The organism is Ruegeria sp. AB6, assembly GCF_056542685.1.
On the sequence record NZ_JBQGAD010000001.1, the window covers coordinates 707,661 to 734,277 of the forward strand.

The 26,617-nt window shown below is 60.7% G+C and carries 24 protein-coding genes; 9 read left to right on the top strand and 15 right to left on the bottom strand.

The genetic code is table 11. From position 1 onward, the window contains the following. Positions 1-35 precede the first annotated feature (35 nt). The 3 genes from ACR0DB_RS03550 to ACR0DB_RS03560 all read left to right on the top strand — a co-directional run bounded on the left by ACR0DB_RS03550 (position 36) and on the right by ACR0DB_RS03560 (position 2,426). Entirely contained in the window at positions 36-743 is a 708-nt protein-coding gene (locus ACR0DB_RS03550; RefSeq protein WP_170769951.1) for a DUF484 family protein, read from the top strand. Continuing rightward, the gene (locus tag ACR0DB_RS03555; RefSeq protein ID WP_480548915.1) at positions 740-1,660 is read left to right on the top strand and encodes a tyrosine recombinase XerC; all 921 of its coding nucleotides are present in this window, start codon (positions 740-742) and stop codon (positions 1,658-1,660) included. Before ACR0DB_RS03550 ends, ACR0DB_RS03555 begins: the two co-directional genes overlap by 4 nt. A gap of 70 nt (positions 1,661-1,730) precedes the next feature. Continuing rightward, the gene (locus ACR0DB_RS03560) at positions 1,731-2,426 is read left to right on the top strand and encodes a CDP-alcohol phosphatidyltransferase family protein (RefSeq protein ID WP_170769949.1); all 696 of its coding nucleotides are present in this window, start codon (positions 1,731-1,733) and stop codon (positions 2,424-2,426) included. Here the strand turns inward: ACR0DB_RS03560 and ACR0DB_RS03565 are convergent. From ACR0DB_RS03565 to ACR0DB_RS03605, 9 genes are all read right to left on the bottom strand, one after another. Further along, positions 2,423-2,890 (bottom strand): hypothetical protein, encoded by a 468-nt coding sequence (locus ACR0DB_RS03565; protein ID WP_480548917.1) that lies wholly within the window; start codon positions 2,888-2,890, stop codon positions 2,423-2,425. The genes ACR0DB_RS03560 and ACR0DB_RS03565 overlap by 4 nt on opposite strands. A gap of 76 nt (positions 2,891-2,966) precedes the next feature. Further along, positions 2,967-3,422, bottom strand: a complete 456-nt coding sequence (locus ACR0DB_RS03570; RefSeq protein ID WP_170790375.1) for a methylated-DNA--[protein]-cysteine S-methyltransferase — start codon at positions 3,420-3,422, stop codon at positions 2,967-2,969. Between the two features lie 125 nt (positions 3,423-3,547). Further along, the gene (gene ileS / locus ACR0DB_RS03575; protein ID WP_480548919.1) at positions 3,548-6,460 is read right to left on the bottom strand and encodes an isoleucine--tRNA ligase; all 2,913 of its coding nucleotides are present in this window, start codon (positions 6,458-6,460) and stop codon (positions 3,548-3,550) included. A gap of 208 nt (positions 6,461-6,668) precedes the next feature. Next, positions 6,669-7,148: a DUF2269 family protein gene (locus tag ACR0DB_RS03580; RefSeq protein ID WP_480549103.1), complete on the bottom strand. Its 480-nt coding sequence runs from the start codon at positions 7,146-7,148 to the stop codon at positions 6,669-6,671. Next, on the bottom strand, positions 7,148-8,473 hold the full coding sequence (locus ACR0DB_RS03585; protein WP_480548921.1) for an SDR family oxidoreductase: 1,326 nt from the start codon (positions 8,471-8,473) through the stop codon (positions 7,148-7,150). The genes ACR0DB_RS03580 and ACR0DB_RS03585 overlap by 1 nt, the downstream gene beginning before the upstream one ends. 73 nt (positions 8,474-8,546) lie before the next feature. Continuing rightward, positions 8,547-9,257, bottom strand: a complete 711-nt coding sequence (locus ACR0DB_RS03590) for a VIT1/CCC1 transporter family protein (protein WP_170790373.1) — start codon at positions 9,255-9,257, stop codon at positions 8,547-8,549. A 54-nt stretch (positions 9,258-9,311) separates the two neighbouring features. Further along, the gene (locus ACR0DB_RS03595) at positions 9,312-10,301 is read right to left on the bottom strand and encodes a YcjF family protein (RefSeq protein WP_480548923.1); all 990 of its coding nucleotides are present in this window, start codon (positions 10,299-10,301) and stop codon (positions 9,312-9,314) included. Beyond that, on the bottom strand, positions 10,294-10,749 hold the full coding sequence (locus tag ACR0DB_RS03600; protein ID WP_480548925.1) for an N-acetyltransferase family protein: 456 nt from the start codon (positions 10,747-10,749) through the stop codon (positions 10,294-10,296). Before ACR0DB_RS03600 ends, ACR0DB_RS03595 begins: the two co-directional genes overlap by 8 nt. Next, a complete protein-coding gene (locus ACR0DB_RS03605) occupies positions 10,746-12,158 on the bottom strand; it encodes a YcjX family GTP-binding protein (protein ID WP_480548927.1) in 1,413 nt (470 codons plus the stop codon). The genes ACR0DB_RS03600 and ACR0DB_RS03605 overlap by 4 nt, the downstream gene beginning before the upstream one ends. Positions 12,159-12,265: 107 nt before the next feature. On the opposite strand from ACR0DB_RS03605, the gene truA reads away from it, so the two are divergent. Further along, positions 12,266-13,033 (top strand): tRNA pseudouridine(38-40) synthase TruA, encoded by a 768-nt coding sequence (truA, locus tag ACR0DB_RS03610; RefSeq protein WP_170790370.1) that lies wholly within the window; start codon positions 12,266-12,268, stop codon positions 13,031-13,033. Here truA and ACR0DB_RS03615 read toward each other — a convergent pair. The 4 genes from ACR0DB_RS03615 to ACR0DB_RS03630 form a co-directional block, all read right to left on the bottom strand. Beyond that, a complete protein-coding gene (locus ACR0DB_RS03615; RefSeq protein ID WP_480548929.1) occupies positions 13,030-13,950 on the bottom strand; it encodes a nickel/cobalt transporter in 921 nt (306 codons plus the stop codon). The genes truA and ACR0DB_RS03615 overlap by 4 nt on opposite strands. After that, positions 13,935-14,582, bottom strand: a complete 648-nt coding sequence (locus tag ACR0DB_RS03620) for a DUF1007 family protein (protein ID WP_170790368.1) — start codon at positions 14,580-14,582, stop codon at positions 13,935-13,937. The genes ACR0DB_RS03615 and ACR0DB_RS03620 overlap by 16 nt, the downstream gene beginning before the upstream one ends. 72 nt (positions 14,583-14,654) lie before the next feature. Next, entirely contained in the window at positions 14,655-15,461 is an 807-nt protein-coding gene (locus ACR0DB_RS03625) for a thioesterase family protein (RefSeq protein WP_480548931.1), read from the bottom strand. 8 nt (positions 15,462-15,469) lie between these two features. After that, a complete protein-coding gene (locus tag ACR0DB_RS03630) occupies positions 15,470-16,705 on the bottom strand; it encodes an acyl-CoA dehydrogenase family protein (RefSeq protein WP_480548933.1) in 1,236 nt (411 codons plus the stop codon). 124 nt (positions 16,706-16,829) lie between these two features. On the opposite strand from ACR0DB_RS03630, the gene ACR0DB_RS03635 reads away from it, so the two are divergent. Beyond that, entirely contained in the window at positions 16,830-17,765 is a 936-nt protein-coding gene (locus tag ACR0DB_RS03635) for a 2-hydroxyacid dehydrogenase (protein ID WP_480548935.1), read from the top strand. A 7-nt stretch (positions 17,766-17,772) separates the two neighbouring features. On the opposite strand, the gene ACR0DB_RS03640 is transcribed toward ACR0DB_RS03635, so the two are convergent. Continuing rightward, positions 17,773-18,129, bottom strand: coding sequence for a hypothetical protein (locus ACR0DB_RS03640; RefSeq protein WP_237215611.1), 357 nt, complete (start codon positions 18,127-18,129; stop codon positions 17,773-17,775). Between the two features lie 394 nt (positions 18,130-18,523). Between ACR0DB_RS03640 and ACR0DB_RS03645 the strand changes: the two genes are divergently transcribed. From ACR0DB_RS03645 to ACR0DB_RS03660, 4 genes are all read left to right on the top strand, one after another. Continuing rightward, positions 18,524-18,847 (top strand): hypothetical protein, encoded by a 324-nt coding sequence (locus tag ACR0DB_RS03645; protein ID WP_480548937.1) that lies wholly within the window; start codon positions 18,524-18,526, stop codon positions 18,845-18,847. A 54-nt stretch (positions 18,848-18,901) separates the two neighbouring features. Then, positions 18,902-19,888, top strand: coding sequence for a type I glyceraldehyde-3-phosphate dehydrogenase (locus tag ACR0DB_RS03650; RefSeq protein WP_480548939.1), 987 nt, complete (start codon positions 18,902-18,904; stop codon positions 19,886-19,888). Between the two features lie 325 nt (positions 19,889-20,213). Next, positions 20,214-22,016 (top strand): autotransporter assembly complex protein TamA, encoded by a 1,803-nt coding sequence (locus ACR0DB_RS03655; protein WP_480548940.1) that lies wholly within the window; start codon positions 20,214-20,216, stop codon positions 22,014-22,016. Next, positions 22,013-26,086 carry a translocation/assembly module TamB domain-containing protein gene (locus ACR0DB_RS03660; RefSeq protein WP_480548942.1) on the top strand — a complete coding sequence of 1,358 codons (4,074 nt, stop codon included), beginning with the start codon at positions 22,013-22,015 and terminating at the stop codon, positions 26,084-26,086. Before ACR0DB_RS03655 ends, ACR0DB_RS03660 begins: the two co-directional genes overlap by 4 nt. Here the strand turns inward: ACR0DB_RS03660 and ACR0DB_RS03665 are convergent. Beyond that, the gene (locus tag ACR0DB_RS03665) at positions 26,080-26,589 is read right to left on the bottom strand and encodes a thioesterase family protein (protein ID WP_237217226.1); all 510 of its coding nucleotides are present in this window, start codon (positions 26,587-26,589) and stop codon (positions 26,080-26,082) included. The two genes, ACR0DB_RS03660 and ACR0DB_RS03665, sit on opposite strands and share 7 nt — an antisense overlap. Between the last annotated feature and the right edge of the window lie 28 nt (positions 26,590-26,617).

The following is a 26,617-nucleotide window of genomic DNA, read 5'->3' on the forward strand; positions in this document are numbered from 1 at the left end:
TAAGGCCGCAAAACATAAAAAAGACCGGACGGGACATGAGCAGCAATACCAAACTCAAGGACACTCTCCGCGAGGCGATTCTGGCCGAGCCTGACGCCGTGCTGGACGACAAGGACCTGATGCAGGCCCTCGTCGCCGCCAATGAACAAGCGCGCGGAGATAACATCGTCGACCTGCGCGGCATCGCCATGCAGCGGCTCGAAGCGCGGCTGGATCGGCTTGAAGACACCCACCGCTCGGTCATCGCGGCCGCTTATGAAAACCTTGCGGGTACCAATCAGGTGCACCGCGCCATCCTGCGCCTGCTGGAGCCCACAGGGTTCGAGGACTTCCTGACCACCCTTGGCTCAGACGTCGCCGAAATTCTGCGCGTGGATCGGATCACGCTGGTCCTGGAAACCACCGTCCTGCAGGAAGACCCCGCGATCGAAAAACTGGGCGGAGCGCTGGCCGTAGTCGAGCCCGGCTTTGTCGACAACTACCTGACTTTCGATCGCAGCGGCCCCGCCCGCGAAGTAGTGCTGCGCGAGGTCATCCACCCCACACACCGTATCTTCGGCGATCAGGCCGATCACCTGCGGTCCGAAGCCTGCATGCGGCTGGACTTGGGCGAAGGCCGCCTGCCCGGCATGATCATCATGAGCGCGAAAGACCCCAACCACTTTTCACCGCAACTTGGCACCGACCTGCTGACCTTCTTTGCCGGTGTTTTTGAACGATCCATGCGCAACTGGCTGTCATGAGCCTGATCTCTCCGGCCTGCCGCGACGCGTTGCAGCACTGGCTGGAGGGTCTCGTCGCGCTTTCAGGCCGATCAACCAATACTCAGGCCGCCTACCGCAGCGACGTGAATGATTTCCTATCCTTTATGACCCTGCACCATAGCGAGCGTCAGGGTTTGGCAGCACTGGCTCGGATCACCGTATCCGATATGCGGGCCTGGATGGCGGATCAGCGCGGCTCGGGCGTCGGCGCGCGTTCGCTGGCGCGCAAGTTGTCGGCTGTCAAAAGCTTCTACCGCTGGCTGGCAGAACGTGAAGGGTTCGAGCCGACCGCGGTCTTGTCGACCCGCGCGCCCAAATTCACCAAGAAACTGCCCCGCCCCGTCGACGAAGATGCTGCCCGCGCCCTGATCGAAACGGTCGAACTGCAATCGACCAATGATTGGGTCTCTGCGCGCGACGTGGCCGTGGTCACATTGCTCTATGGTTGCGGGTTGCGGATTTCCGAGGCGCTGTCGCTGACCGGCGCTGACGCCCCCCTGCCACAATCGCTGCGAATTGTTGGCAAAGGCAACAAGGAGCGCATCGTCCCGGTCCTGCCCGCCGCACAAGCAGCTCTGGACCGGTATCTGGTGCTCTGCCCTCATCCGCTGGACAAGACCAAGCCACTGTTTCGTGGTGTCCGCGGCGGGGCGCTGAACCCGCGTGCCATTCAGGGCGTCATGGCCAAGGCGCGTCAGCAGTTGGGCCTGCCCGCGACGGCCACCCCACATGCGTTGCGCCACAGCTTTGCCACGCACCTGCTGTCTGCGGGCGGCGATCTTCGCACCATACAGGAATTGCTGGGGCATGCCTCTCTGTCGACCACGCAAACCTACACCGCCGTGGACACCGCCCGGCTGATGGAAGTCTACGACCGCACTCACCCGAAAGCCTGACACAATTGCAATTTCACCAAACAGGGCATTTTGCTTTGCATCTTGGACACGCATCGTACATGACACGCGCATGACACTCAGATTCAAAGCTCTCTCCGTCCATCTCTTTACTGCAACCGGCGCCGTTTTCGCGATGCTGGCCATGCTGGCCGCTGTCGAAGAAAAATGGAGTCTGATGTATCTGTGGCTGGTCGTGTCCTTTATTGTCGATGGCATCGACGGCCCACTGGCGCGGCACTATCACGTCAAGAAAAACGCCCCCGAGTTTGACGGCGTATTGCTGGATCTGATTATCGATTACCTGACTTATGTATTCATTCCCGCCTTCGCCCTGTTTAAATCCGGGCTGATGGATGGCTGGACCGGCTGGTTTGCGATCATCGTCATCACCTTCGCCAGCGCAATGTATTTCGCGGACACTCGGATGAAGACCAAGGACAACTCGTTCTCGGGCTTTCCCGGCTGCTGGAACATGTTCGTCATTGTGATCTTCGCGCTCGAACCCAATTTTTGGGTCATCCTGCTCATGGTCTCCCTACTGGCTCTGGCCATGTTCCTGCCGTTGAAATTCGTACATCCCGTCCGGACCGAGCGTTGGCGCAGCGTCACCCTCCCCATGGCCCTCGCCTGGACCTTTTTCGCCGGATGGGCCGCCTGGGTGGATTTTCATCCCGAAAGCTGGGCGCATTGGGGGCTGGTGATCACCAGCCTGTATCTGGTCTTTGCAGGGATCGCCCAACAGGTGATCCCACAGCAAAAAGCCTAAAGGATTTCCTCGACCTCAAACTCGGTCCCGTTATGGGTGAACACGTCGCCCTCCTGCAGGCCGGACATCGCCAGATAGATCGGGCTTTGGGTCGAAATCCCCATATAGGTCGTCCCGTCCACATCAAACCGCGTTGTCGACACGCAGACCACAAAACTCCGGTTGTTGAACTTTACCACGGCACCGGGCTGGACTGTATCGGTCAGCCCAAAATCGGTGTTCTCGATCACGTCGATCTTGGCATGATGCGCTTGCAAGGGCGCGTCGAAAGCCGCCGCCAGATCCGCATTTTCACGCGAAGCCGCGATATCGTCCTTGTCGTGCCCTTCCCGGTCGTCCAACTGAGAATCCTTCAGAAACGCATCGTAATGCGCCTGCGCGGTCGCCAGCTCCTGTTCTTCCAGTGACATCAAACGGTCAATAATGGCTTTCTTGCGCGCGGCGGGGTCGGCTTGAACGGTCATGCCAAAAACATCCTTCGAATTCTCTATGTGATACAAGTTGGGACGCAAGCGGATGGATTGCAATAGCTTTCCACTCTCAGATCAGCAACCCTGCCGCGCCCTCGTGCCGCAACAAGGCCACCTTGGTCTCCACGCCGCCGTCACCGGAAAACCCACCCAATCCATTTGCCCCCAACACCCGATGGCACGGAATAATGACCGGGATCGGGTTCGCCCCACAGGCCTGCCCCACAGGTTGCGCCGGGCGTCCAAGCTGTTTGGCAATATCCCCATAGGTCACAGTCTCGCCCAGTGGAATCGCATACATCAGATCACATACCTGCCGCTGAAAGTCAGAACCGGCCACACGATAAGGCAGATCAAACCGCTCCAACCGCGCCTGATCATAGGCCGCCATCTGCGCTGCCGCCTCACGCAACAAGGCTGACGCCTCACCTTCATTGCGTCCATCCCAGACCAAACGGGTAATCGCACCACCCGTCTCTTCAATCCCCAGACGTCCAAATCGCGTATCGACAGCAATCATCGGCATAGCCAGAACCTGACCGCGAATTGAGAAAAGGCGCAACCCCCAACAGGCTGCGCCCCAATCTTCTTCTGTTCAAAAATACCTCGGAGCGCGAGGCAGCGCCTCGCAGAACTCCAAATCCAGAGACGTTACGCCAACGCCTCGTCACAGCGCCCGCAGACACCCGTATGGGCATGACGCCCGACATCCGGCAGGATTTTCCAGCACCGCTGACACTTCTCGCCCTCGGCCTTTTCGAACACCACCGCAACGCCCTCAATCTCGGGCACGCGGAAAGCCTCGGCCGGGGCCGGATCACCCGTAACAGTCAACCCCGAGGTGATGCACATATCGTCCACATCGAAAGTAGCCAGCAGATCACGGGTTTCCTGGTCCTCAACATAGACGATCGGCGCGGCCTCAAGACTGGAGCCGATGACTTTGTCCTGACGCTGAACCTCCAGCGCAGCCGTCACCGCACGACGCACGCGGCGCACCTTGGCCATGCTTGTTTCCAGTTCCGCATCGCGCCAATCGGCTGGCGTGTCCGGGAAATCCACCAGATGAACCGAGCTGTCATCACCGCCAAACCGCTCCAGCCAGACCTCTTCCATGGTAAAGACCAGAACCGGCGCCAGCCACGTGGTCAGACGGTGGAACAGGATATCCAGCACGGTGCGGGCTGCGCGGCGACGTAGATTGTCTCCGTCGCAATACAGCGCATCCTTGCGCACGTCGAAATAGAACGAGGACAGATCTACCGTCGCAAAGGTGAACACAGCGCTGAACACGCCCTGGAAATCGAACGCCGCATAGCCCTTGCGCACCTGTTCATCCAGATCGGCCAGACGGCTCAGAACCCAGCGTTCGAGACGCGGCATGTCCTCGGGCGCAACACGATCTGCCACGGTGAAGTCCGCCAAGGACCCCAGCATGAAGCGCATAGTGTTCCGCAGGCGACGATAGCTGTCGGCGGTGCCTTTCAAGATCTCAGGCCCGATCCGCTGGTCGGCGGTATAGTCGGTCTGAGCCACCCAAAGACGCAGGATATCAGCCCCGTATTGCTTGATGACCTCTTCGGGCACGATAGTGTTGCCCAGCGATTTGGACATCTTGTTGCCCTTGGCATCCAGCGTAAAGCCATGGGTCACCACGTTCCGATAGGGCGCACGCCCCTTGGTGCCGCAGGCCTGCAGCATCGACGAGTGGAACCACCCACGGTGCTGGTCGGTGCCTTCCATGTAGACGTCGGCGATACCATCCTCGGTCCCGTCCTCGCGGTCGCGCAGAACGAAGGCGTGGGTCGAGCCTGAGTCGAACCACACGTCCAGAACGTCAAAGACCTGATCGTACTCGCCCGGGTTCGCGATGCCATCGAGGATCTTCTCTTTGAAACCGTCGGTGTACCAGATATCCGCGCCGTCTTTCTCGAACGCCGCCTTGATGCGCGCGTTGAGCTCTTCGTTACGCAGCAGGTAATCCGCGTCGGTGGGCAAGGCGCCCTTCTTGGTGAAACAGGTCAGCGGAACGCCCCACGCGCGCTGGCGGGACAGAACCCAGTCCGGGCGCGCTTCGATCATGGAATACAGGCGATTACGGCCCGTCTGCGGGGTCCATTTCACCAGTTCATCAATCGAGCGCAGGGCGCGTTCACGGATGGTGTCCCCCATCTCTCCCATGCCATCGTCCAGCTTGCGGTCCACGGATGCAAACCACTGCGGCGTGTTGCGATAGATGATCGGAGCCTTCGAGCGCCACGAATGCGGATAGCTGTGCTTGATCTTGCCGCGCGCCAGCAGCCCGCCGACCTCGGCGAGCTTGTCGATCACGGCCTTGTTGGCGTCACCCTCACCGCCTTTGCGGGACAGGATGTATTTGCCGCCAAAGAACGGCAAGTCAGCACGGAAAGAGCCATCGTCCATCACGTTATAGGTGATGACCTGTTCCAGCATCCCCAGATCACGGTAGAGTTCGAATTCCTCCATCCCGTGCGACGGCGCACAGTGAACGAAACCGGTCCCTTCGGTATCGGTCACAAATTCAGCGGCGCGGAAATCGCGGATGTCATCCCATTTGCCATTGCCGCCCTCGGCCCCGGCCAGCGGGTGGGTCAGTTGCACGCCTGCCAGCTCATCCGTGGTTACGTCGCGGACGCGGGTCCACTGATCGTCGTTCAAACGGGCACGGCCCAGAACATCCGCCGCCAGATTGTCGGCCAGCAGGAATTTGTCACCTACTTTGGCCCAGCATTCATCCGGCGCGCCAGTGACTTCGTAAAGGCCATACGCGATGTCCTTGCCGTAAACGACCGCCTTGTTCGACGGCATCGTCCAAGGGGTCGTCGTCCAGATCACCACAAACGCATCATCCAGATCGCCTGCATTCACGACTTTGAACTTCACCCAGATGGTGAAGCTTTCCTTGTCGTGATACTCGACCTCAGCCTCGGCCAGAGCGGTCTTTTCGACCGGCGACCACATCACGGGTTTGGACCCCTGATAGAGCGTGCCGTTCATCAGGAACTTCATGAACTCATCGGCGATCACGGCCTCGGCGTGGTAGTCCATGGTGATATAGGGATCGGCCCAGTTGCCGGTGATGCCAAGGCGCTTGAACTCGTCGCGCTGGATATCGATCCAGCCCTCGGCGAACTTGCGGCATTCCTGACGAAAATCGACGACGTTCACCTCGTCCTTGTTCTTGCCCTTCTTGCGGTACTGCTCTTCGATCTTCCATTCGATCGGCAGGCCGTGGCAGTCCCAACCCGGCACATAGCGCGCGTCATGGCCCATCATTTGGTGCGAGCGCACGATCATGTCCTTGATGGTCTTGTTCAACGCGTGTCCGATATGCAGGTGGCCGTTCGCATAGGGGGGGCCATCGTGCAGGGTAAAGGGCGTCCGACCCTTTTTCTCACGCAGGCGGTCATAGACGCCGATGGTTTCCCAACGCTCCAGCCATGCAGGTTCGCGCTTGGGCAGGCCAGCGCGCATGGGGAAATCGGTTTTGGGTAGGTTCAGCGTGTCTTTGTAGTCAGGTGTCTGGATCGTGTCGGCGCACATTGGGGGCGTCCTTTGAATGATCTGGTCGTCGTATGGATCGAAGCGGTCGGTGCGAAGTCTCAAACACCTTTGCCCGGCGTCTCAGGATGTCAGAGCGCCGGGGATATAATTCGAATAATGATGGCCATCCGGTCATACATGGCCGCGCTTATAAGGCGCCCTTGGCGGATGGTCCAGAGCTTCCGCCCCCTGCGGTGAATGGTGCGGTTCAAAACAGCTCGATCGCGGGGCGCGCGATCATCAACCAGAGGATGCTCAGCACCGAAAGAAAGGCCGGGATGCCGCATAGAAACCAGATGCGGAACAAGCGGTGATAGCTATCAGGCAACGGTGCACCCTGTGCAGCAGCCGTCTGTGCCAGATCCCGCAGGCGGACCTGTATCCACACCACGGGCAGCCAGAACACGCCCGCCACGACGTAAAGCACCAGCGACAGCATGATCCACCCGTCGGCAAGGGACCAACCCAGCCGCCAAGCCAGCAGGGTCCCGGTCACGGGTTGGACGATTACGGCGGTCGTCGTGAACAGCAGGTCAGCCAGAATGACCACACGGGCAGTTTGCGCAACAAACCGCGCGTCGCCGGACCGATGCGCCATCAGCATGAAAAACGCGATCCCGGCTCCGGTGCCCAGCAGAACGCTTGCACCGATGACGTGCAGCCATCGCAGGATCAGGTCTGGATCCATCATCGGCTTTGCACCATAGGCCAGGCAACCAGCGACAGCAGCATTGCAGGCAGCACTTTGACGAGTGGGCCCAACGGGTCCAGCCACAGGCCTGGTGTCACGACCGTTGCCGCCAGCACATAGAACGCTGCCACCCCAACTTGCGCCAGGCACACGCGCGCGGTCCAAGGACGATATAGAACGGCCAGTCCCAAAGCGATATCGACGAAAGACCAGAACACGACAGAACTGACGGCAGCGGCATCGGTCCATCCGGCCTCGGTCAGAACACCGGCAGCCTCGGGCAGTCCGACCAATCCGAAAATGCCGGACAGGACCCAGAAGAGACTCAGTACAGCTATGACGAGCGGGGCCAGCAGGGACATGCGCGCGGTCAGCCTGTGTTCACGCGCGCTGGTCATTGACCCATAAATTTCGGGCAGCGGCCTGAGCGAGCGACCCGTTGCTGCGCGATAGGGCGCGGGATCACCCACAACACCCGAAGCCATGACCGTCATCGCCGTGCTGCGCAGGGGCGAGCACCACCCAAGATAGCCCAGCGCGTCAGCACACCGTGCAACTGCCTTGGTCAAGACCGGAGGCATGACAAGCCGAAAACGGGCCGCTGGGAAACCCAGCCAACGGCGCGTGGTGGCCAGGACATCCCCCAACGATTGGGCTTGATCCTCAACCAGATCGTAGGCGCCTTGCGGTATTTCGTCGGCGCAGCAGGTAACCACGGCATGGCACAAATCCTCCATCCCAACGCACTGGACCGGTGTCGCTGGATAGGCAATCGGCTGTACCAGCGGAACCGCTGCCAGCATCCGCAGTAGGGCCGTTCCACCGAAATCTGATTGCCCGATAACCAGCCCGGGGCGCAAAATCCACAGGTCCGCACCGCTGCTTTCAAGGACCGCATCACCAGCGGCCTTCGTGCGCATGAACTCGGTGTCCGCATTGGGCGTCGCCCCGATGGCTGATATTTGTACGACCGAAACACTTTGTTTTGCACAGGCCTGACCCAGCGCTGCAATGGCGTGATGATGCACCGCCGCAAGATCATCCGAGGGGCCGTCCTGCAACGCGCCTGCGCAGTTCACAACGCAGTCGATGCCAGTGAGTGCGGCCTCCCAATCCTGCGGGTGCGTAAAGCGGCGCAAATCGCCCTGAACCAACTTAATTCCGTCCAGTAGCAACGCGCCTTGCACAGGCTTACGAACAAGCCCCGTGACCTGCGCGCCCCGGCATCGCAAGGCGCGGACCACCGCCGCGCCTATGAAGCCGTAAGCGCCTAGAACAAGGATATTTTTCCCAGTGAGTGTCAGAGCACACCTCGCCACCACGTTGATGCCTTCACCCTAGCCATCTGAGGTATATCCGCCATGGGGACTGTGCCGCCTGCGACAATTCTAGTCGTCAGGGATGAAACAGCGATCCAACCAGATAGGCGATTGATGCCGCAGCGCCCCCAATCAACAAGGTCTCACCACCCGACCGCCACCACGGGGCTAGCGACCAGCGGCTTTTGAGCGCGCCGATGGCAAAAAAGACCCCCATCGTCATCCAAGCTGAGAGCGCAAAGGCGCGCTCGACCCCGGCCAGAAACGGCAAGAGCGGGATCATGCCCGCAACCAGAAAGGCCAGAAACGTCGCCATCGCGGCCTTCATCGGGTGCGGGTCCACACTGCCCAGACCATATTCACCCTCGATCATCAGGTTGATCCAGTTGTCGTGATTGGCGGTGATGGCATCGGTTGCCTCATCCAGAACGCGCCCCGAAAGGCCCTTCTGCGAAAGGATTTCCCGGACTTCATCGCGCTCACCATCCGGGTAAAGGTGGATGTGGCGCTCTTCGATTGCGCGGATGCGGCGGATATTGTCCAACTCGGCTTTGGTACCCGAGTAGTTGCCTGCCGCCATGGAAAACCCATCAGCCAGCACATTGGCCAGCCCCAAGGCCACGATGATGAACGGCGACAGCCCTGCCCCCGCGACGCCAGCGACAATCGCAAAAGTGGTCACCGATCCGTCGATGCCGCCATAGACGACATCGCGCAACACGCCCCGACCGGGGGGCGCGTTGATCCGGGCTGCAATTTCCTGCTGGCTGTGTCCGTGCTCGGTCATGGCTGGCTCCACCTTTGGTATGGCAACCAGCAGGGCAGAGGTCTTTGCGTCAGGTCAAGTCTTGGAAAACAATCCCGCCAACGCCCGTTTGATGATCCGCCGGGTCGAGGGCCTGTGACGGTCAGAGAATGGCAGCGGGCGGCAGACCTCCATCGCGGCCACGCCGACGCGCGCGCTGAGCGCGCCGTTGACCAGACCTTCGCCGAACCGGCGGGACAGTTTGCTTAGGACCGAGCCGCCCAGAACCGGTTCCAGCAGGTCATCGCCCACAGCCACCGCGCCCGTCGCCACCAGATGCACGAACACGGCGCGAGTCAAACGCCAGCTGCCCAGAAATCCGGCGCGGCCCCCGTAGATTTCGGCAATTCGCCGGATCATCCTCAGGGACGCCGCCAGTGCCGTCACCACATCTGCCAGCGCCAGCGGAACCAGCGCCGTCACCGTGGCCACCTGACGGGCGGCGACCTCAACCTCGCGGCTGGCGGCTTCGTCCAGTGGGGCCAGCAGTTCGTCTTCTGTCAGGGTCAGCAGGCCGGAGGCATCAAACTGCTCGCCCATGCGTTCGGACAGGCGATCGCGGCCCCATTTGGTGTCGTCGCGCCCCTTGTAGAAGGCAATCAGCCGGTTCGTGACTGCCCGTGCCTGCCCCAGATCACCCTCGGCCAGCGCGGCATCGGCGGCGCGGCGCATCCCGTCCACCCGCGACAGACGCCCAATCGCAGCCAGCTCGCGCAGGGCGATGATCAGCCCGACCACCAGCAACGCGCCGATCAGGCCCGTTACGACCCAGCCCAGAACCGGCGCGCGCAGCAACAGAGACGCCACGAAATCCCAAGCCGCGACCGAGACTACAGCCCCTATCACGGCCGCCGCCAGCCCCCAGAACCAACGCGACAAGGCCGAAGGTTTTCGCGCTGCCAACCGCGCAGCGGTCTGCATCGCCTGCCCCTGCGGAGCGGCGACATCCGGAACCGGCGGTGCCTGCGCCACGTCCGCACCGGGGGCCTCGGCCTCCAGATCAATCAGGACCGGACCTTTAGCCATCTGCGTGTTCCTCTCGATGCCAGACATATTTGATGTCGGGCAGGTTTTCGTCGTTGTCAGAACCATCGCTGCGGGCAACCTCGGCAAACCCGTTGCGTTCGTAGAACCGGCGCGCGCCACGATTGGCCTGAAAGGCGAACAGCGACAGGTGTGAGCGTTCGGCTTTGGCGTGATCCAGCAAGCGCTGTCCGATCCCCTGCCCACGTGCCGGGGCACTTAGATATAGTGAGTGTACCTCGACCCCGTTCAGGGCCAGAAACCCGATTACACCATCGTCGGATTCCGCGACGGTGACCCAATCCTGATCTATCATCCGGCCGCAAAAGGCGATGGTTTCCGCGCGGGAATGCAGCTCGGGCATCCAGTCATGCTCGCGGGCGAATCTGTGCAGGATTTCTCCGGTGGCTCCGGCATCGGTGCTTCGGGCGGGGCGCAGGACTACAGTCATAGCCGGTCTCCGACCAGGAACTGGGCCGCGCGGTCCAGCCGGATATGCGGAGGGCCGTCACCGGGGCGCAGGGTCAACTGCGCGGGCGCAAAGGCCATGAACCCATAGTCTTCGCCCAGCCAGCTTTCAGCCCCGTTGCGCGCAGGCCCCAACAGATGCGCGGGGTCGTCGGGCAACTCGCCGGGATAGAAAGCGGCTTGCTTCCCGTCCAGTAAAGTGCCGCGCACGCAGGGCAAGTCCACCCCATCATGTGTGCGGATTTCCTCGGTCGTGGCGCGGAGCGAGGCCAGCGACAATGCCGCCGTTTCCGCCCCGGCAAAGCTGGCGCGGTCGCGGGCGTCGCGGGTCAGCGCCTCCATGATGTGGGTTAGGCGGACGTGTTGGTGGTGGTGCAGATGATCCGCCTTGGTGGCGGCAAACAGGATGCGTTCCACACGCTTTCCCAGCAGCAACTGGCTGAGCCACGCGTTCCGCCCCGGCCGGAACGCCGACAGGATATCGCCCATCGCGCGGCGCATATCCTCAACTGCCTGCGGCCCTTTGTGAATCGCGCCCAGCGCATCCACCAATACCACTTGCCGGTCAATGCGCGAAAAGTGATCGTGGAAGAAGGGTTTGACCACTTGCGATTTATACGCCTCGAACCGACGGGCCATTTCGCGGTGCAGGCTGCGTCTTGCACCACTCCCTTCGACAGGTAGCGGCGCGAAGGTCAAAACCGGAGACCCCGCCAAATCCCCCGGCAGCAAAAACCGCCCGGGCGTGCAATCATAGTAACCGGCATCGCGCGCGGTGTTGAGATAATCGGAAAACGCCTTCGCCAGGGCCTGCGCCTGCGGCTCATCATGCTCGGCCTCTGGGTCGGCGGCTTTGGCCTGCGCAAGGTAGCCTGCTGCCTCGGCGCGGTTGGCGATACGGTCCAGTGTCTCGGACGACCAAGTGGCAAAGGACTTGTCCAGCAAAGCCAGGTCCAAAAGCCATTCGCCGGGGTAGTCCACGATGTCCAGATGAACCTTACGCGGGCCTTGCAGGCCGGACAGCAACCCCGCAGGCCGGGCCTTGAAGGACAGGCGCAGTTCAGAAACCGCCCGCGTGCTGTCCGGCCAATGCGGCTTTGGGCCGGTCAGGGCTGCCAAATGGTTTTCATAATCGAACCGCGGCACCGTGTCGTCGGGCTGGGGTTGCAGATAGGCTGCATTGATCCGCCCCTCTTGCTGCGCCACTAAGCCGGGCATCCGGCCCCGGTCCAGCAGGTTGGCCACAAGTGACGTGATGAACACCGTCTTACCCGACCGTGCCAAGCCGGTCACACCCAGACGGATCACCGGTTCGAACAATGCCTCGGACACGCTGTCGCCCACGGTTTCAAATCCGCGCACAAGACTGTCTGCCAGCGATGAAATGACCAAATTGTCGTCCCGCTTTTATCGTTTTTCCCAAGATAGGTAGCCGGTGCGCGACATACCAGCGCTTTCCTGCCCTTGCCCGTCTCGTCACCGCGCGCTACCAGCAGCACATGCCCAGATACGCGCTGAAAGTCGAATACCTTGGAGAACCGTTTGCCGGATGGCAGCGGCAAAAGGATCAACCCTCGGTTCAGGGGGCGATCGAGCAGGCCTTGTCGCGCATTCAACCCGGCGCGCATACCATTGCCGCCGCTGGTCGTACTGATGCGGGCGTTCACGCGCTGGGACAGGTCGCCCATTGCGATCTGGTCAAGGATTGGGACCCGTTTCGCCTGTCCGAGGCGCTGAACTATCACCTCAAGCCCGACCCTGTTGCGATTGTGCAAGCCGCGCGGGTCGAGGACGATTGGCATGCCCGGTTCTCAGCGGTCGAGCGGCAGTATCTGTTCCGTATCCTGATGCGCCGCGCGCCCGCGACCCATGACGCGGGGCAAGTTTGGCAGATCAATCACCAACTGGACGTGGCGGCGATGCAGGCCGGGGCAGATATGCTGATCGGGCGGCATGATTTCACCACCTTCCGGTCGTCCATTTGTCAGGCCGCCAGCCCGGTGAAAACGCTGGATGAGCTGCGGGTTGAACAGGTGCAGGGTTTCTCTGGTCCCGAGATTCACTTTCACGTCCGCGCGCGGTCTTTCCTGCACAATCAGGTCCGCAGTTTCGTCGGCACGCTGGAACGGGTGGGCGCCGGTGCTTGGTCACCCGAAGATGTGCGGGACGCGTTAGAGGCACAAGACCGCGCCGCCTGCGGGCCCGTATGCCCGCCGCAGGGGCTGTATCTGGCGCGGGTCGGCTATCCCGAACCCATCTTCAACTAGATCGCACGCAGCAGCAGCCCGCTAGCAATAACGGCAATCAACAACCCTGCCACCAGTTCAATCGTGGGGGCCAGCACCTGCGCGAAACGGGTGGCAGAGGCTGAGGCCAACAACCCGCCACGCAAGCCAAACGAAGTCCAACCGACCAGAGTTGTCACTGTCGCCGTGCCCAGTGCCATGGCGAACGCACCGGCAATACCCACCATGGCGATGCCCATCTGCCACGTCAGGATCAGTACGAACAAAGCGCCGGTACAGGGGCGCGCCGCGATGCCTGCGATTAGCAATGCCGCCTCTTTCCAATTGCCGATCTGCGCCACTTCTTCAGCGGTGGGGCCGTGGCGGTGGCCGCAATCGGAACAGACCTCATGATCATGGTGATGATGATCGTGGTGATGATGCGCGTGAGATTTCTCGGCCCGGTTTCGGCGGGCGAAACTACGCAGGCCCCGGAACACCAGCCACAGACCGATTGCAGCGATGGCGCCGTAGCTGACCGGGGCCATGACCTGCTCGGTCGTGCCAACCAGACTGTCCCGCGACATCTGGAACACCAGAACACCCGCATAAACCAGCACAACAGCCGTGACGGCCTGGCCCAGACTGGACAGCACGCTGATCGCGGACAAACGCCAAAAGGCGATGTTACGGCCCAGCCCATAGCCTCCGATCAGCACCTTGCCGTGACCGGGACCGATGGCGTGAAAAAACCCATAGGCGAAACATACGGTCAACAGAGTGGCTACGGCCTGAGGTTGTTCTGCCCGCGCAGCGCGCAGGGATCGGGCGATCTGGTTCTGAAATTCCCGCTGTTCCCCAGCAGCCCAAGCGGCAAGGTTGTCAAACCCTCCGCTGCCCCAGAACCACAGCAGCAGGCCCAAAGCCAAGGCGACAGGGACAATCAGGTACTTGGACATGAAACGCGGATCTCAGTCGCAAAGTCTTCGCCCACCAGCGGGATATCGTTTTCCTCAAGATCATAATCAGCATCCAATGTCAGAAGGAACGCCCGCATCTGCGCAAGCTGGCCGTCAATGTCGGGAACAATCTTTTCGATATTGCACGATATATTTCCCGTGACCGTCACAGGGCGCGTCACTTCGTAGGCGGTGTAGTAGGTCTCGTCGAACGCCTTGGCAGAAAGCGCAGATGCCGCCACTGGTGCGCCCTCAACCGCCCTCAGGTGGGTCGAGACGATGCGGCCGTTTTCGGTGGTGGCCGTGGGCTCTGCCGGACCCGACAAAGGTACGATGCGCCCCTCGGACCAAAGAACCAGATCACCGTTGTAGCCTTCCAGCCATTGGGCGTCGAACCCGGCCAGAAACGCCTGCTCGCTTTCGCTCAGCAGACCATCACCATCTTGATCCAGCTTTCTGTCTTCAAGCTCGAACAGGGAATACAGCTCATCATAGGCCCAAGTGACGCGCACATGGGTCAGGTTGCCCGCGTCATCCACGATAAACTCCAGCCCCGTGTCGATGAAAACATGAGGGTGGGCCAATGCCGGGATCGGCAGGCAACAGGTCAACAAGGAGATCAACAAACGCATGATCCAAAGATAGGGCCTTGTCCCCGCCGCGACAATGCACATTCAAGCCAACGCGCAGAAACCGGCCCACCTTCAGGCCGGAGGAAACAGAACCAGTGTTTGCAGGGCCGTGCCCACGGGGCCTTGGGTGTCGAACAAAACCGACTGCGACATGCCGATACCCGATGGCTGCCAATGGCAGACCGACTCTGACGCCAGCCAGTCCGAGACCGGTTCGCGGTGGATTTGAACCGTCAGGTCAGTGTTCATGAAGCCCATCTCGGTTGTCGGCGCGTTCCACGAAATTCCGTTGCCGCAATCGGCCAGCGGACAGAGCGCCTGGATAGGAGATTGCACTTCGTCCGCCAACAGCGGCGGCGTCCGCATCCAGATGGTTTTGGGCCCCGGGCCCTGATTGCCGCCTTTGGGGTAGAGGATATCGGAGTGATTGGCGAAACCGGGCAGGTTGTGGCGGGTCTCTCCAATCGGAAACGGCCCGGTCACTGCGTCATCCAACTGCGGCGGCGGCATGGTCACATTCGCAACGGGACCAAGGTCACGGCGCACCAGATGCATGGTCGTGGCCGTCGCGCAAAGCGTGTCGTCAAGGTCATGCACCGTCACTCGAGTGGTCGCCAATGTCTTGGTGTGGCGGGTCGTTTCGGCGGCGACACGCAGTCCGGCCAGCGGTAGCGGGCGCAACAAATCCACTGTCAGCCGGGTCAGCATCTTCTCGGGCCCGACCTCGGTTTCGGCTGCACGCACGATCAGGCCGCTGACGGGACCCGCATGGCAATGATCGGCGGACCAAGGTCCCCGAGCCGCGTCATTGCCCACAAATGCGCCATCCGGGCTGATTTGGAAATAGGCGGGTTGGCTCCCGTCGAGCTCTGCCTGCATACCGATGCTTACACCTTTTCCTGCGTGTGTTTCTTCAACTCGGCCCGCGCGACCTGACGGCGGTGCACTGCATCCGGCCCATCGGCCAGACGCAGCGTGCGCACGTGGGTCCAGGCCGTGGCCAACGGCGTATCCTGACTGATCCCTTGCGCACCAAACATCTGGACCGCCTCGTCAATCACCTTCAACGCGACCCGAGGGGCCACGACCTTGATCTGGCTGATCCACGGCGCAGCGGCCCGCGCATCGCCCTGATCCATGTACCACGCGGCCTTGAGGCACAGCAGGCGGGCCATCTCGATCTCCATCCGGCATTCGGCGATGATATCGAAATTCGCCCCAAGCTGCGCCAGTTTCTTGCCAAATGCCTCGCGCTGAAGCGACCTTTTGCACATCTGTTCCAGCGCGCTTTCTGCCTGACCGATGGCGCGCATGCAGTGGTGGATACGTCCCGGCCCCAGACGGCCCTGCGCGATTTCGAATCCCCGCCCTTCGCCCAGCAGGATGTTTTCTGCAGGAACGCGCACATTGGTGAACCGGATATGCATATGCCCATGGGGCGCATCGTCATGGCCATAAACTTCCATCGGGCGCAGAACCTCGATCCCCGGCGTGTCGGCAGGCACGACGATCATCGATTGACGCTGGTGCTTGGGCTGTTCCTCGCCTGCGGTCTTAACCATCACGATATAGACCTTGCAGCGCGGATCACCCGCCCCCGACGACCACCACTTTTCGCCGTTCAGAACATAGTCGTCCCCGTCCCGAACACAGGACATCGACACATTCGTGGCATCCGACGAGGCCACATCTGGTTCCGTCATCAGATAAGCCGAGCGAATCTGGCCGTCCAGCAGAGGCTTCAGCCACTGCTCTTTCATCTTTTCCGAGCCGTAGCGTTCGAACACCTCCATGTTGCCGGTATCAGGCGCAGAGCAGTTGAACACCTCGGCCCCCAACGGGGTCTTGCCCATCTCTTCAGCGAAAAAGGCATATTCAACCGTGGTCAGCCCAATCCCCTTCTCGCTATCCGTCAGCCAGAAGTTCCACAGCCCCGCCGCCTTGGCCTTGGCTTTCAGACCTTCCAAAATCTCGGCCTGTCTTTCGGTATATTCCCAGCGGTCGCCCTTGGCGATTTCGCCCTGATATTCTGCCTCCAGCGGCATCACCTCGTCACGGATCATCTCGACCACCCGTTGCAGCAGAGCGCGGTTTTCCTCGCGCAGGGTGAATGACATGTTCATGGGCTTCCTCCTTGCACCCGGCAGACGGGCTTTACCTTCGGCCCGAGAATGACTTAGCTGCCGACATGATGTCCAGTTGGGTGACGAAACGTCAACTCAATCAAATTAGTAGGTGGAGACAAAAATGGCGCTGTTGATCGAAACCGGGTTAACCGGCTGGATGAGTGATGCGGATATCGCCCGTGACATTCGAGCTGTGGACCCTGATCTGGATGTGCGGACGCCCGATACGATCGGCGATGCGGATCAGATTACCATGGTGGCTGTGGCTGGACTGCGAGACGCGCGCTTAAAAGAATTGCCCAACCTTAAACTGGTGCAAAAGCTTGGTGCAGGGGTTGAAACGATTGTGGGCAACCCAAATCTGCCAGACCACGTCCGCGTCGCAAGGTTGAAACCGGATGCGCCCGCGCAAGGCATTGCCGAGTGGTTCGTGGCCTATGTTCTACGCCACCAGCGCCACATGCCTTTTTACGAAGCCGCCCAGACCCGAGCCGAATGGCTGCCAAAAGAGCCCGGCTATTCGCCCAATACCACGGTCGGCGTGCTGGGGCTGGGTCATATCGGGTCACGCAGCGCCCTGATGCTGCGCGCAATCGGCTTTCAGATCCTGGGGTGGAGCCGCTCGCCCAAGGAAATTGACGGCGTAACCTGTTTGCACGGCGACGATACCCTACCCGAACTGCTGGGGCAATGTGATCATGTCTGCGCGATCTTGCCCTCGACCCCTGAAACCAAGGGCCTGTTTGATGCCGACATGCTGGGGACTATGAAACCGGGTAGCCAGCTGTTGAATGCTGGACGCGGGGACTTGATCGACGAAGCGGCCCTGATTGACGCGCTGGATGTAGGCCGCCCGGCTCACGCGGTTCTGGACGTGACAAGCACCGAGCCGCTTCCGTCGCACAGCCCGCTCTGGTCCCATTCCGGTGTCACGATCACCCCGCATGTTTCCGGCTGGCATTTGGGCGACGCATTGGCTGATGTGGCCGAGAATTACCGGCGGCTGAATGCAGGATCGCCCCTGCTTCATGAGGTGGACCGCACACGCGGCTATTGATGGCGGTTCAAGGGGTCAAAATCCACTTGCCGTCCGCGCTGCGGCAACGCTGTGTGCCCACCTCACGCGTTTGATCAGTGCCGTCGGGCTGGATAAAGTGTTGCAGTTGCACGCAATTACCACGCACGCCTCGCACCCGAATTGTGCCTTTGGACCCACTTTCGGGATTGCTCCAGCTTTGTTCGGCCCCTACTTGCGGAGTGCCGGATTCAAGCATCGCGTCTGCCGTCGCATTGACGACTTTGAAATCGTCAGGGCTTAGCCCCATTTCTGCGATGATCCGCGACAATGGTTTCGCGTAGCTCAACGAGCCGGCGGTCAACGCCACCGCCAAAACCGTAGCTGAAATAATCCGGGCCATCATGGCTGCCTCTTCTTTTTCGAAATGAATTTGCAATCAACACTATACAGGCTCTGACCTTGCGTCCAAGCCCCCGCCGCGACCATCAGTCAAACACAGCCGTCCCCGTCCCAAGGCATCGGAACCCTTCGCAATAGGTACGACCCAAGTTCCAAAGCCGCTGCTTGGCTCAGGTCCAGAATTGCGCGCTCATCACCCTCACACTCCCTGCCCGCAAGCCGCACATTCCAGCTTTTCAGGACGTTTTTGATACCCGACCTTCTGGGACAAGTAGCGTCGCATGCCCATAACCCTGTAAAAACAGTGTGTTTCCGAGCGGTTTCTTTGGCGCAGGGCTTCACAGGATGAGTTGAATCTGATGAAATACGCGTAGTTTTTTAGCACTGGAGATTGTTCAATGGTACTGCGTGGAACCCTGTTGGCGCTGGCCGCTGTCATCGGCTTGACGGCTTTTAACGCAACCCCTGTTGTCGCCAAGGAAGAGACCAAGTCCGTCTCGGTCTTCAGCCGTACCTGGGCGATCACCCAAGTCTCGGATGGTCCGATCGTATATCGTGCGACGCGGGATAACAATAACCTCAATCCATTTGGCCCGCCGCCGCGACTGCGCACGCTACAGGCCATTGCGGCGATCCAGCAGGCCACCGGGTGCAAACCTATCGTGTCCAGCATGTATCAGAACATCTCGGGCCAGTTCTTTTCCCAAGTTAGCTGTAACTGAACCCGGCACAAAACGGGCATTGAGGTCAACGCAACGCGCTGCCATAGCTTGCGCATGAAACTTGCGATCAACGGATTCGGCCGCATTGGCCGCACGATCCTGCGGCAGCTGCTGGCCATGCCGCAGGACAATGGTATCGACCTGGTGCTGATCAATGATATCGCACCGCTGGAGACCTGTGCCTATCTGTTCAAATATGACAGCACCTTTGGTCCGTATACGGGACAGGTAGAACAGGACGCCGCCCATTTGGTCGTGGACGGGCGCAGGATTCCCGTGACGCACAGCCCCGACCTGTCGCGCGTTGATCTGACAGGCGTGGATGTGCTGATGGATTGCACCGGCGTTGCCCGAACTTCGGATGTGGCTGGTCAAGGGTTGGTGGCAGGTGCAGGCAAGGTCTTGATCTCGGGCCCATCACCTGCGACCGAAGTTACGATTGTTCTTGGAGCAAACGAAGATCAGCTTGGGTCTGCGCGCATCGTTTCGAATGCCTCGTGCACGACCAACGGGTTAGCGCCTCTGGTCAAGGTGCTGGACGGGATCGGCGGCGTCGTTTCCGGGCACATGACCACCATTCACTGTTATACCAACAGCCAGCCCATGGTGGACGCGCCCCGCGGTGATCTGACCCGGTCGCGGGCGGGGGCGCTGTCGATGGTTCCGACAACCACCAGCGCCATGCATCTGATCGACGAGGTTTTGCCCCATCTTGCGGGCCGTATCTCGGGCGCGGCGGTACGGGTTCCCACGGCCAGCGTGTCAGCAGTCGATCTGATCGTGACGCTGGAACGCGGTATGTCGGCCGAAATTTTCGAAACAGCGCTGCGAGAGGTCGTGGCACAATCGCCGGTTCTGGGCTGGACGGATGAACCTCTGGTCTCATCGGATTTGCGCACGCGCCCCGAGTCTCTGGTGATCGCTGGCCCCGAGACGCGTCAAATCGGAGAACACCAGATCCGCGTATTCGGCTGGTACGACAATGAATGGGGATTTTCCGCCCGGATGCTGGATGTCGCGCAGCTAATGGCTGCAAGCTAAAAATCGCGGACCAGCTACAGCACCCTCCGGGTCGCAGATCAACGTGACGCTGAAGAACACCCGCACATTGAATTCACTTGGCGCTTTTGCGCGACCTGCCGCGATGCGGCCAAATATCACCAATTTAACGCGCCACTACCATTCAATACGGTCCTCCAGCACCATTGCGTAGGGTCCTAGCCACCACACCCGCCTGCAATTCCCAGTACATATTCGATAATTTCTTTCCCAACGCCGTGACTGATGATCTAACTGTTCAGAAAGAGCTGTCACCCTTCTTAAGGCAGCAATATTGCGTTCGATTTTGGGCAGTTGGAGCCAACAGATGCAGGGAAGCAGGCTGCGCTTTTCTAAACCCTTGGTACTGGGCATCATGGCTGCCGCTATGCCGACCGGACTGTCCGCTCTGGAAACCTCGCTGGTCGCGCCAGGCGCTCCGCAAGAGTTGGTGGACCGGATCGAGGAGACATCTTCGGTTACCACCGCAGAATCCCGCGGGTTGGATACTCCGCTGGAAATCCTGTCCGCCGCACTGTCGGATTATCGGACTATCGTCCAGATCATGTATGATGAGGGATATTTCAGCCCGGAAGTCAGCATCAAGCTAGATGGTCAGGAAGCAGCAGAGCTCAGCTCGCTCAGCGTCCCGGCCAAGATAGACCGCGCGGTGATTACCGTGGCAACGGGCCCCTCCTACCGTTTTGGCGAGGCGACCTTGCGACCGATTGCGCCGGAAACCGTCTTGCCCGAGGATTTTGCGATTGGCAAACCCGCCTCGACTGGGGCCATCCAGCGCGCGGCCTCGGCCGGTGTTCAGGGCTGGCGCAACGTGGGTCATGCCAAGGCCGATGTCGCCGGGCAAAAGGTGATCGCGCGCCACCCACAGGCCCGGCTGGACGCAGAGATCGACGTCGATCCCGGCCCGCGCCTGAGATTTGGCGAGATGTTCATTCTGGGTGATTCTGACGTCAAACACTCTTCGATCGAAAAGATAGCGGGTTTCCCCTCGGGTCAGGTCTATTCGCCCGAAGAAATCCAGAAGGTCGGCACCCGGTTGCGCAGGACCGGAACGTTCAATGTGGTCGCCATTGAAGAGCGTGAAAACCCGAACCCCGACGGCACGTTGGATTTCGACGTCTATTTCGAAGACCTGCCCAAGCGCCGCCTGACGCTGGGTTTCGAAATAGCCTCGCGCGATGGGATCGACCTGACCGCCACCTGGACACACCGCAACGTGTTCAAACGCGCCGAGCGTCTGCGTTTTGAAGCTGCATTGCGCAACATCGGCGGGTCCGAGGACTTGGATGGCCGGATCGGCTTGCGACTGGACCAGCCAGACCGGCTTGGCCCCGATGACAGCACCTTCTGGAATGCCCTGATCGACCGCCGCAATACGGACAACTACAGTGTGTCAATCACCTCGCTGGCATATGGTGCGCGCCGGACCTTCTCGGACCGGCTTTATGCCGAGGCTTCGGCAGGGTTTCAGTTGTCAAACGCGGACGATGCCTTCGGCGACGGACGCAAATTCAGGTATTTCATCCTTCCGTTCCGCGCCGAGTGGGATGAACGCGACAGTAAGGTCAGCGCCACGCGCGGGTTCTATCTGGATGCGCAGGCTATGCCATTTGTTGGACTGTCAGGCACGGAAACAGGTGCCCGCTTCTTCGCGGATGCGCGCAGCTATACCAGCCTTGGAACCGACGGGCGCATCGTTCTGGCGGGTCGGGTGCAAATCGGCTCAGTCATCGGCCCCTCGCTGGACGGTGTGACCCCGGACTTCCTGTTCTATTCTGGCGGTGCAGGCACTGTTCGCGGGCAGCCCTTTGAAAGCCTTGGTATCCCCGTCGGAGATGAGGTTGCAGGCGGCAAGTCGTTTTTGGGGCTTTCGGGCGAAGTTCGTGGTAAAATCACCGATACTATCTCGTTGGTCGGGTTTTATGACTACGGGGCGGTCGATACGACGGCTTTTGTGACCAGCACGGCGAATTCCCATTCGGGGGCTGGTCTGGGGGTCAGGTACGATTTGGGCGGCTTTGGCCCGTTGCGGCTTGATCTGGCTGTGCCGGTTCAGGGTGACACGGGCAATGGTCTGCAATTCTATATCGGGATCGGACAGGCATTTTGATACGACGCACTTCATATACGATTGTCAGTGCCACTCTGATCGCAACCGCACCACCGGTATTCGCGCAGGACGACGGCGGCGGCAGTATGCTCGAGACCTTCTTGCAGGACACATTGTCGGGCGACAATCAGAACGTAACGGTCAAGGGCCTGCAAGGCGCGCTCAGCGCCCGTGCGACGATTGAGGAAATCACTGTCGCCGATGATGAAGGCGTCTGGCTGACCATCAAGGACGCCCAGCTTGATTGGAACCGACTGGCCCTGATCCGGGGACGGTTTTCGGTCAATGCACTGACAGCACAGGAAATCGACATCGCCCGCGCACCGGGGGCGACGACAACGGAGGAACCCGCCGCTTCGGCTGAGACGCAGCCATTTCAACTCCCTGAATTGCCGGTTTCCATCGAGATCGGCGAGATTCGGGTGGATGAGCTGGCCTTGGGCGAGCCTCTAATCGGTGTGGCGGCCGATCTGTCTGTCACTGGAAATCTGTCTCTGGCCGATGGAACGCTGGACACCAATCTGGACATCACCCGGCTGGATCGCGCCGGGGATGAGATCAAGCTGACCGCTGGATTCCAGAACGACTCGAGCCAGATCACACTGGATTTGCAGGTGATCGAGGCGTCGGGCGGGCTCATATCGACAGCGCTGAAAATCCCCGACAGCCCGCCGATTGGGTTGACGGCCAAGGGATCAGGCCCGCTGACGGATTTTACTGCCGATATCGGGCTGAGCAGCGATAACCAGCAGCGCGTTTCGGGGCAGGTACGCCTGCGCGCGGCTGAAGCCGATCAGGGTATCGCCTTCACCACCGACCTCAGCGGCGACCTGACCCCGTTTCTGACCGCCGAGATTGACCCGTTTTTTGGCACCGAGACCCGCCTGTTCGTCGACGGGCAGACCAAACCCGACGGCGCTCTGGAGGTCTCGGACCTTGAACTGACGACGCAGGCCCTGAGCCTGAAAGGGGAATTGCAACTGGGCGAAGGCAGCGCCTTGCAACTGGCGGCCCTGCAAGGGCGGATCACCCCGCCCGACGGGCAATCCGTGACCCTACCCGTCGCAGGTGGGGATACGTCGATCAAAGCGGCACAGATTTCGGCGCTGTTTGACCGGAAAAACGGCAATCTGTGGGATCTCAGCCTGACGGCCAACGGGCTGAACGCACCGCAAGCCAATCTGCAAAACGCGCGCATTACCGCTCAGGGCGTTCTGGATCAGGACGAGGGCTTTGCGGTCAGCGGCGATCTTCAGGCCAGTGTTTCCGGCATTGACCTGAACGATCCCGCCCTGAACGCCGCTTTGGGGCAGCGGATCATATTGGACGGACAGTTCGACTATGGCAGCGATCAGTCCTTGAACCTGTCCGGGTTCGAGCTGATCGGCTCGGACTATGATCTGGCGCTGGATGCGCTGGTCAACGGCCTGAACAGCGGGCTCAGCATCGATGGCTCGGCCGAGTTGAACGCAACCGACCTGTCGCGCTTTTCCGATCTGGCGCAGATGGAACTGGGCGGTCAGATCACGGCGCGGGTCGAGGGCAAAGGATCCCCGCTTGATGGCAGCTTTAACGGCAAACTGAACGTTGAGGGGGCCGACCTGTCGACTGGGCGCGAGGATATCGACCCGATTATCACCGGCAACACCACCGTCACGCTGGACGGTCAGCGGGGGGCGGACGGCATCACGGTGCGTACCTTCGCTCTGGACAGTTCCGCCGCGCAGGTCGAGGCCAGTGGCAACGTCACGACACCAGATGGAAATCTGACAATTGACGGGCAGGCAAAAGTCAACGCCCCGGATCTGTCGGTCTTTTCCGGGTTGGCCCAACATGATCTGGGCGGCTCTGTCCGGGCCGAGTTCGCGGGCCAAGGCACCGCGCAAACACAGGAATTCGACGGTACGCTCAACATCGTCGCGCGCGATCTACAGACCGGCTTGGCCGATTACGATCCGTTGCTGACCGGGCAAACCACGATTCTGTGGGATGGCGCGCGTTCGCTCGACAAGATTGAAATTCGCAAAGCAACCGTGAACGGCACAGCGCTGCGTGCGCAGGTACAGGCGACGGTCAACAACCCAACGGACGCGCCTTCGGGTGAAGGGACGGTGCAGTTGGTCGTGCCCGACCTGTCGCTTTTCTCGGGCATTGCGGGCCGGGAACTGACCGGTGTGGTCAACGCCAATGTGACGGGCAGCGGCGACCTATCGAGCCGCGCTTTTGACGTACAAGGTGATGTGGATGCCGACAATATCCAGATTGGAATGGACCTTGTGGACCGCCTAATTCAGGGCCGCACGACCCTGTCTGTGGACGCCCAAAACAGCGACGAAGGCTTGGATGTCAGAACCTTTCGCCTGAAGGGCACCGCAATCTCGGCCGATGCGTCGGGCAAGGTGGCGCGTCAGTCGGGCGGGCTGAATTATTCGGTTCAGCTGGATGACCTAGCGCGGATCACGAACATCCTGTCAGGGCCGCTAACATTGACCGGCAATGTCGCACCCACCGCGGATGGCGTCGAGGGTACGACAACCCTGAGTGGTCCCGACAGCTCCTACGCGTCATTGATCGGGTCGGTAGACGCGGACGGTTCGGCAGATTTTGACTTTGACGCCAAGTTCAACCGGATCGAGCGGTTCCTGCCAGAGTTCCCTGGCTCAGTCGCCACAAGCGGCACGGCAAAGCGGCAGAACGGGGTCTGGACCATCGATTCCAACACCGAAGGTCCGGCACAAATTAACAGCACTTTGTCGGGTACGTTCGATGAAACCTCGGGCGAAGCCGATCTGAAGGCCGTGGGCGGTGTCAATATCGGCATCGCGAACCTGTTCATCTCGCCCAACAAGATCGACGGCACGGCCCAGTTTGACGTGGCGCTCAAGGGCAAGCCCGCGCTGGATGCGCTGAGCGGGACAATCACCACCAACGGCACCTCGCTGGCGCTGCCAACCGCAGGACAGACCTTCACCGGGATCGACGGAACGGTAACATTAGCGCAAAGCCGGGCAACCATTGCGATAACCGGCGGCCCGCGCTCGGGTGGCAGTTTCAACGTGTCCGGACCGATTGACCTGACCCCGCCCTTCAACGCCAATGTGACGACGACGCTGAACAATCTGGTGCTGACAGATCAGCTCTTATTCGAAACATCGCTGAACGGTCAGATCGCGCTGACCGGCGCTCTGGCTGCCAACAGTGCCGTTTCAGGCCAGATCAATTTCGGCGAAACCAATATCAATCTTGCTGCGGCGTCCGGCGCCGTAGGTGCCGCGCCGATCCCGAATATCGAACATGTCGGGGAAAGCCCGGCCAGCTACCTGACGCGGGAACGCGCTGGTTTGATCGTGGACGAGGAGGCCACCCAAAGCGACTCGCGCATCGCGCTTGATGTTTCACTGCTGGCTCCGAAGGCTGTGTTCGTGCGCGGTCGCGGCGTAAATGCAGAGCTGGGTGGGCGTTTGTTCATTGGCGGGACAACCAGTTCCGTGGTCCCATCCGGTCAGATCGAGCTGATCCGAGGTAACTTGGACATCCTTGGCCGCCGTCTGGCCCTGACCAAGGGGGTCGTAACCCTGCAAGGCGACCTGACGCCCTATATCGAGTTCGCATCCTCGACCAGCACATCAGAGGGCACCGCGACAATCGAGATCGCAGGCCCGCTGGATGCGCCCGAGGTCAATGTATTCTCAGACCCCGAGCGCCCTGCAGAAGAGGCGTTGGCGATCCTGCTGTTCGGCAACCGGTTCTCGGAATTGTCGCCCTTTGTCATCGCCCAGATGGCCGCGTCATTGGCGCAGCTCAGCGGGGCGGGCGGGGACGCGACCAAAGGCCTGCGCGACAGCACCGGAGTTGATACAGTTGATATCGGCGCCACCGAGGGCGGCGCTGGACGCCTGGGCGCAGGCGCGTATCTGAGCGACAACCTCTATACCGATTTCACCGTGAACACCGAAGGTGACACCGAGGTGAACCTGAACCTGGACGTGACGGATAACTTCACCGTGCGCGGCACTGTCGACGGACAGGGTGAGACAGGGATCGGCATGTTCTTTCAACGCGACTACTGACGGCGGATACCAATCGGCTGACCGACCTGCGGCGCAGGCGTAAGCCCCGCGTGGTCGCGCACCATTTGGGCCAACCGGGCGGCGGCCCACTCTGGATACGCCTCAGACCGACCGGTGGTGTGGCTGACATTCATGAACAACGCCTCTTGCGTGGCGCAAACCTCTCCCGTGTCTGACAGCATTTCGGCAAAATAATGCCCGCGCTTGTGATCGGCATCCAACATGCGGATACGAAATGTCAGAGGCTGCCCCTCGAGCACCTCTTGCAGGAAGGACATCTGCGATTGCAGCACATAGGGTCCCTGCCCCAGCGCGTTGACCTGCACCTCACCCAAGCCCAGATGATCCACCATCAGCCGCTCGAGCGCCATGTCGAACGCAACGCCGTAGTAGCCCACATTCATATGGCCGTTATAGTCGATCCATTCGGGCAGCACTTCAAAGCCCCGAATCTCGACCGGCGCATCATAGGGGCCGTCATGCCCGCTTAACGGTTCTGTCATCTGCATCATCCTCGCAACAGGGCGGCAT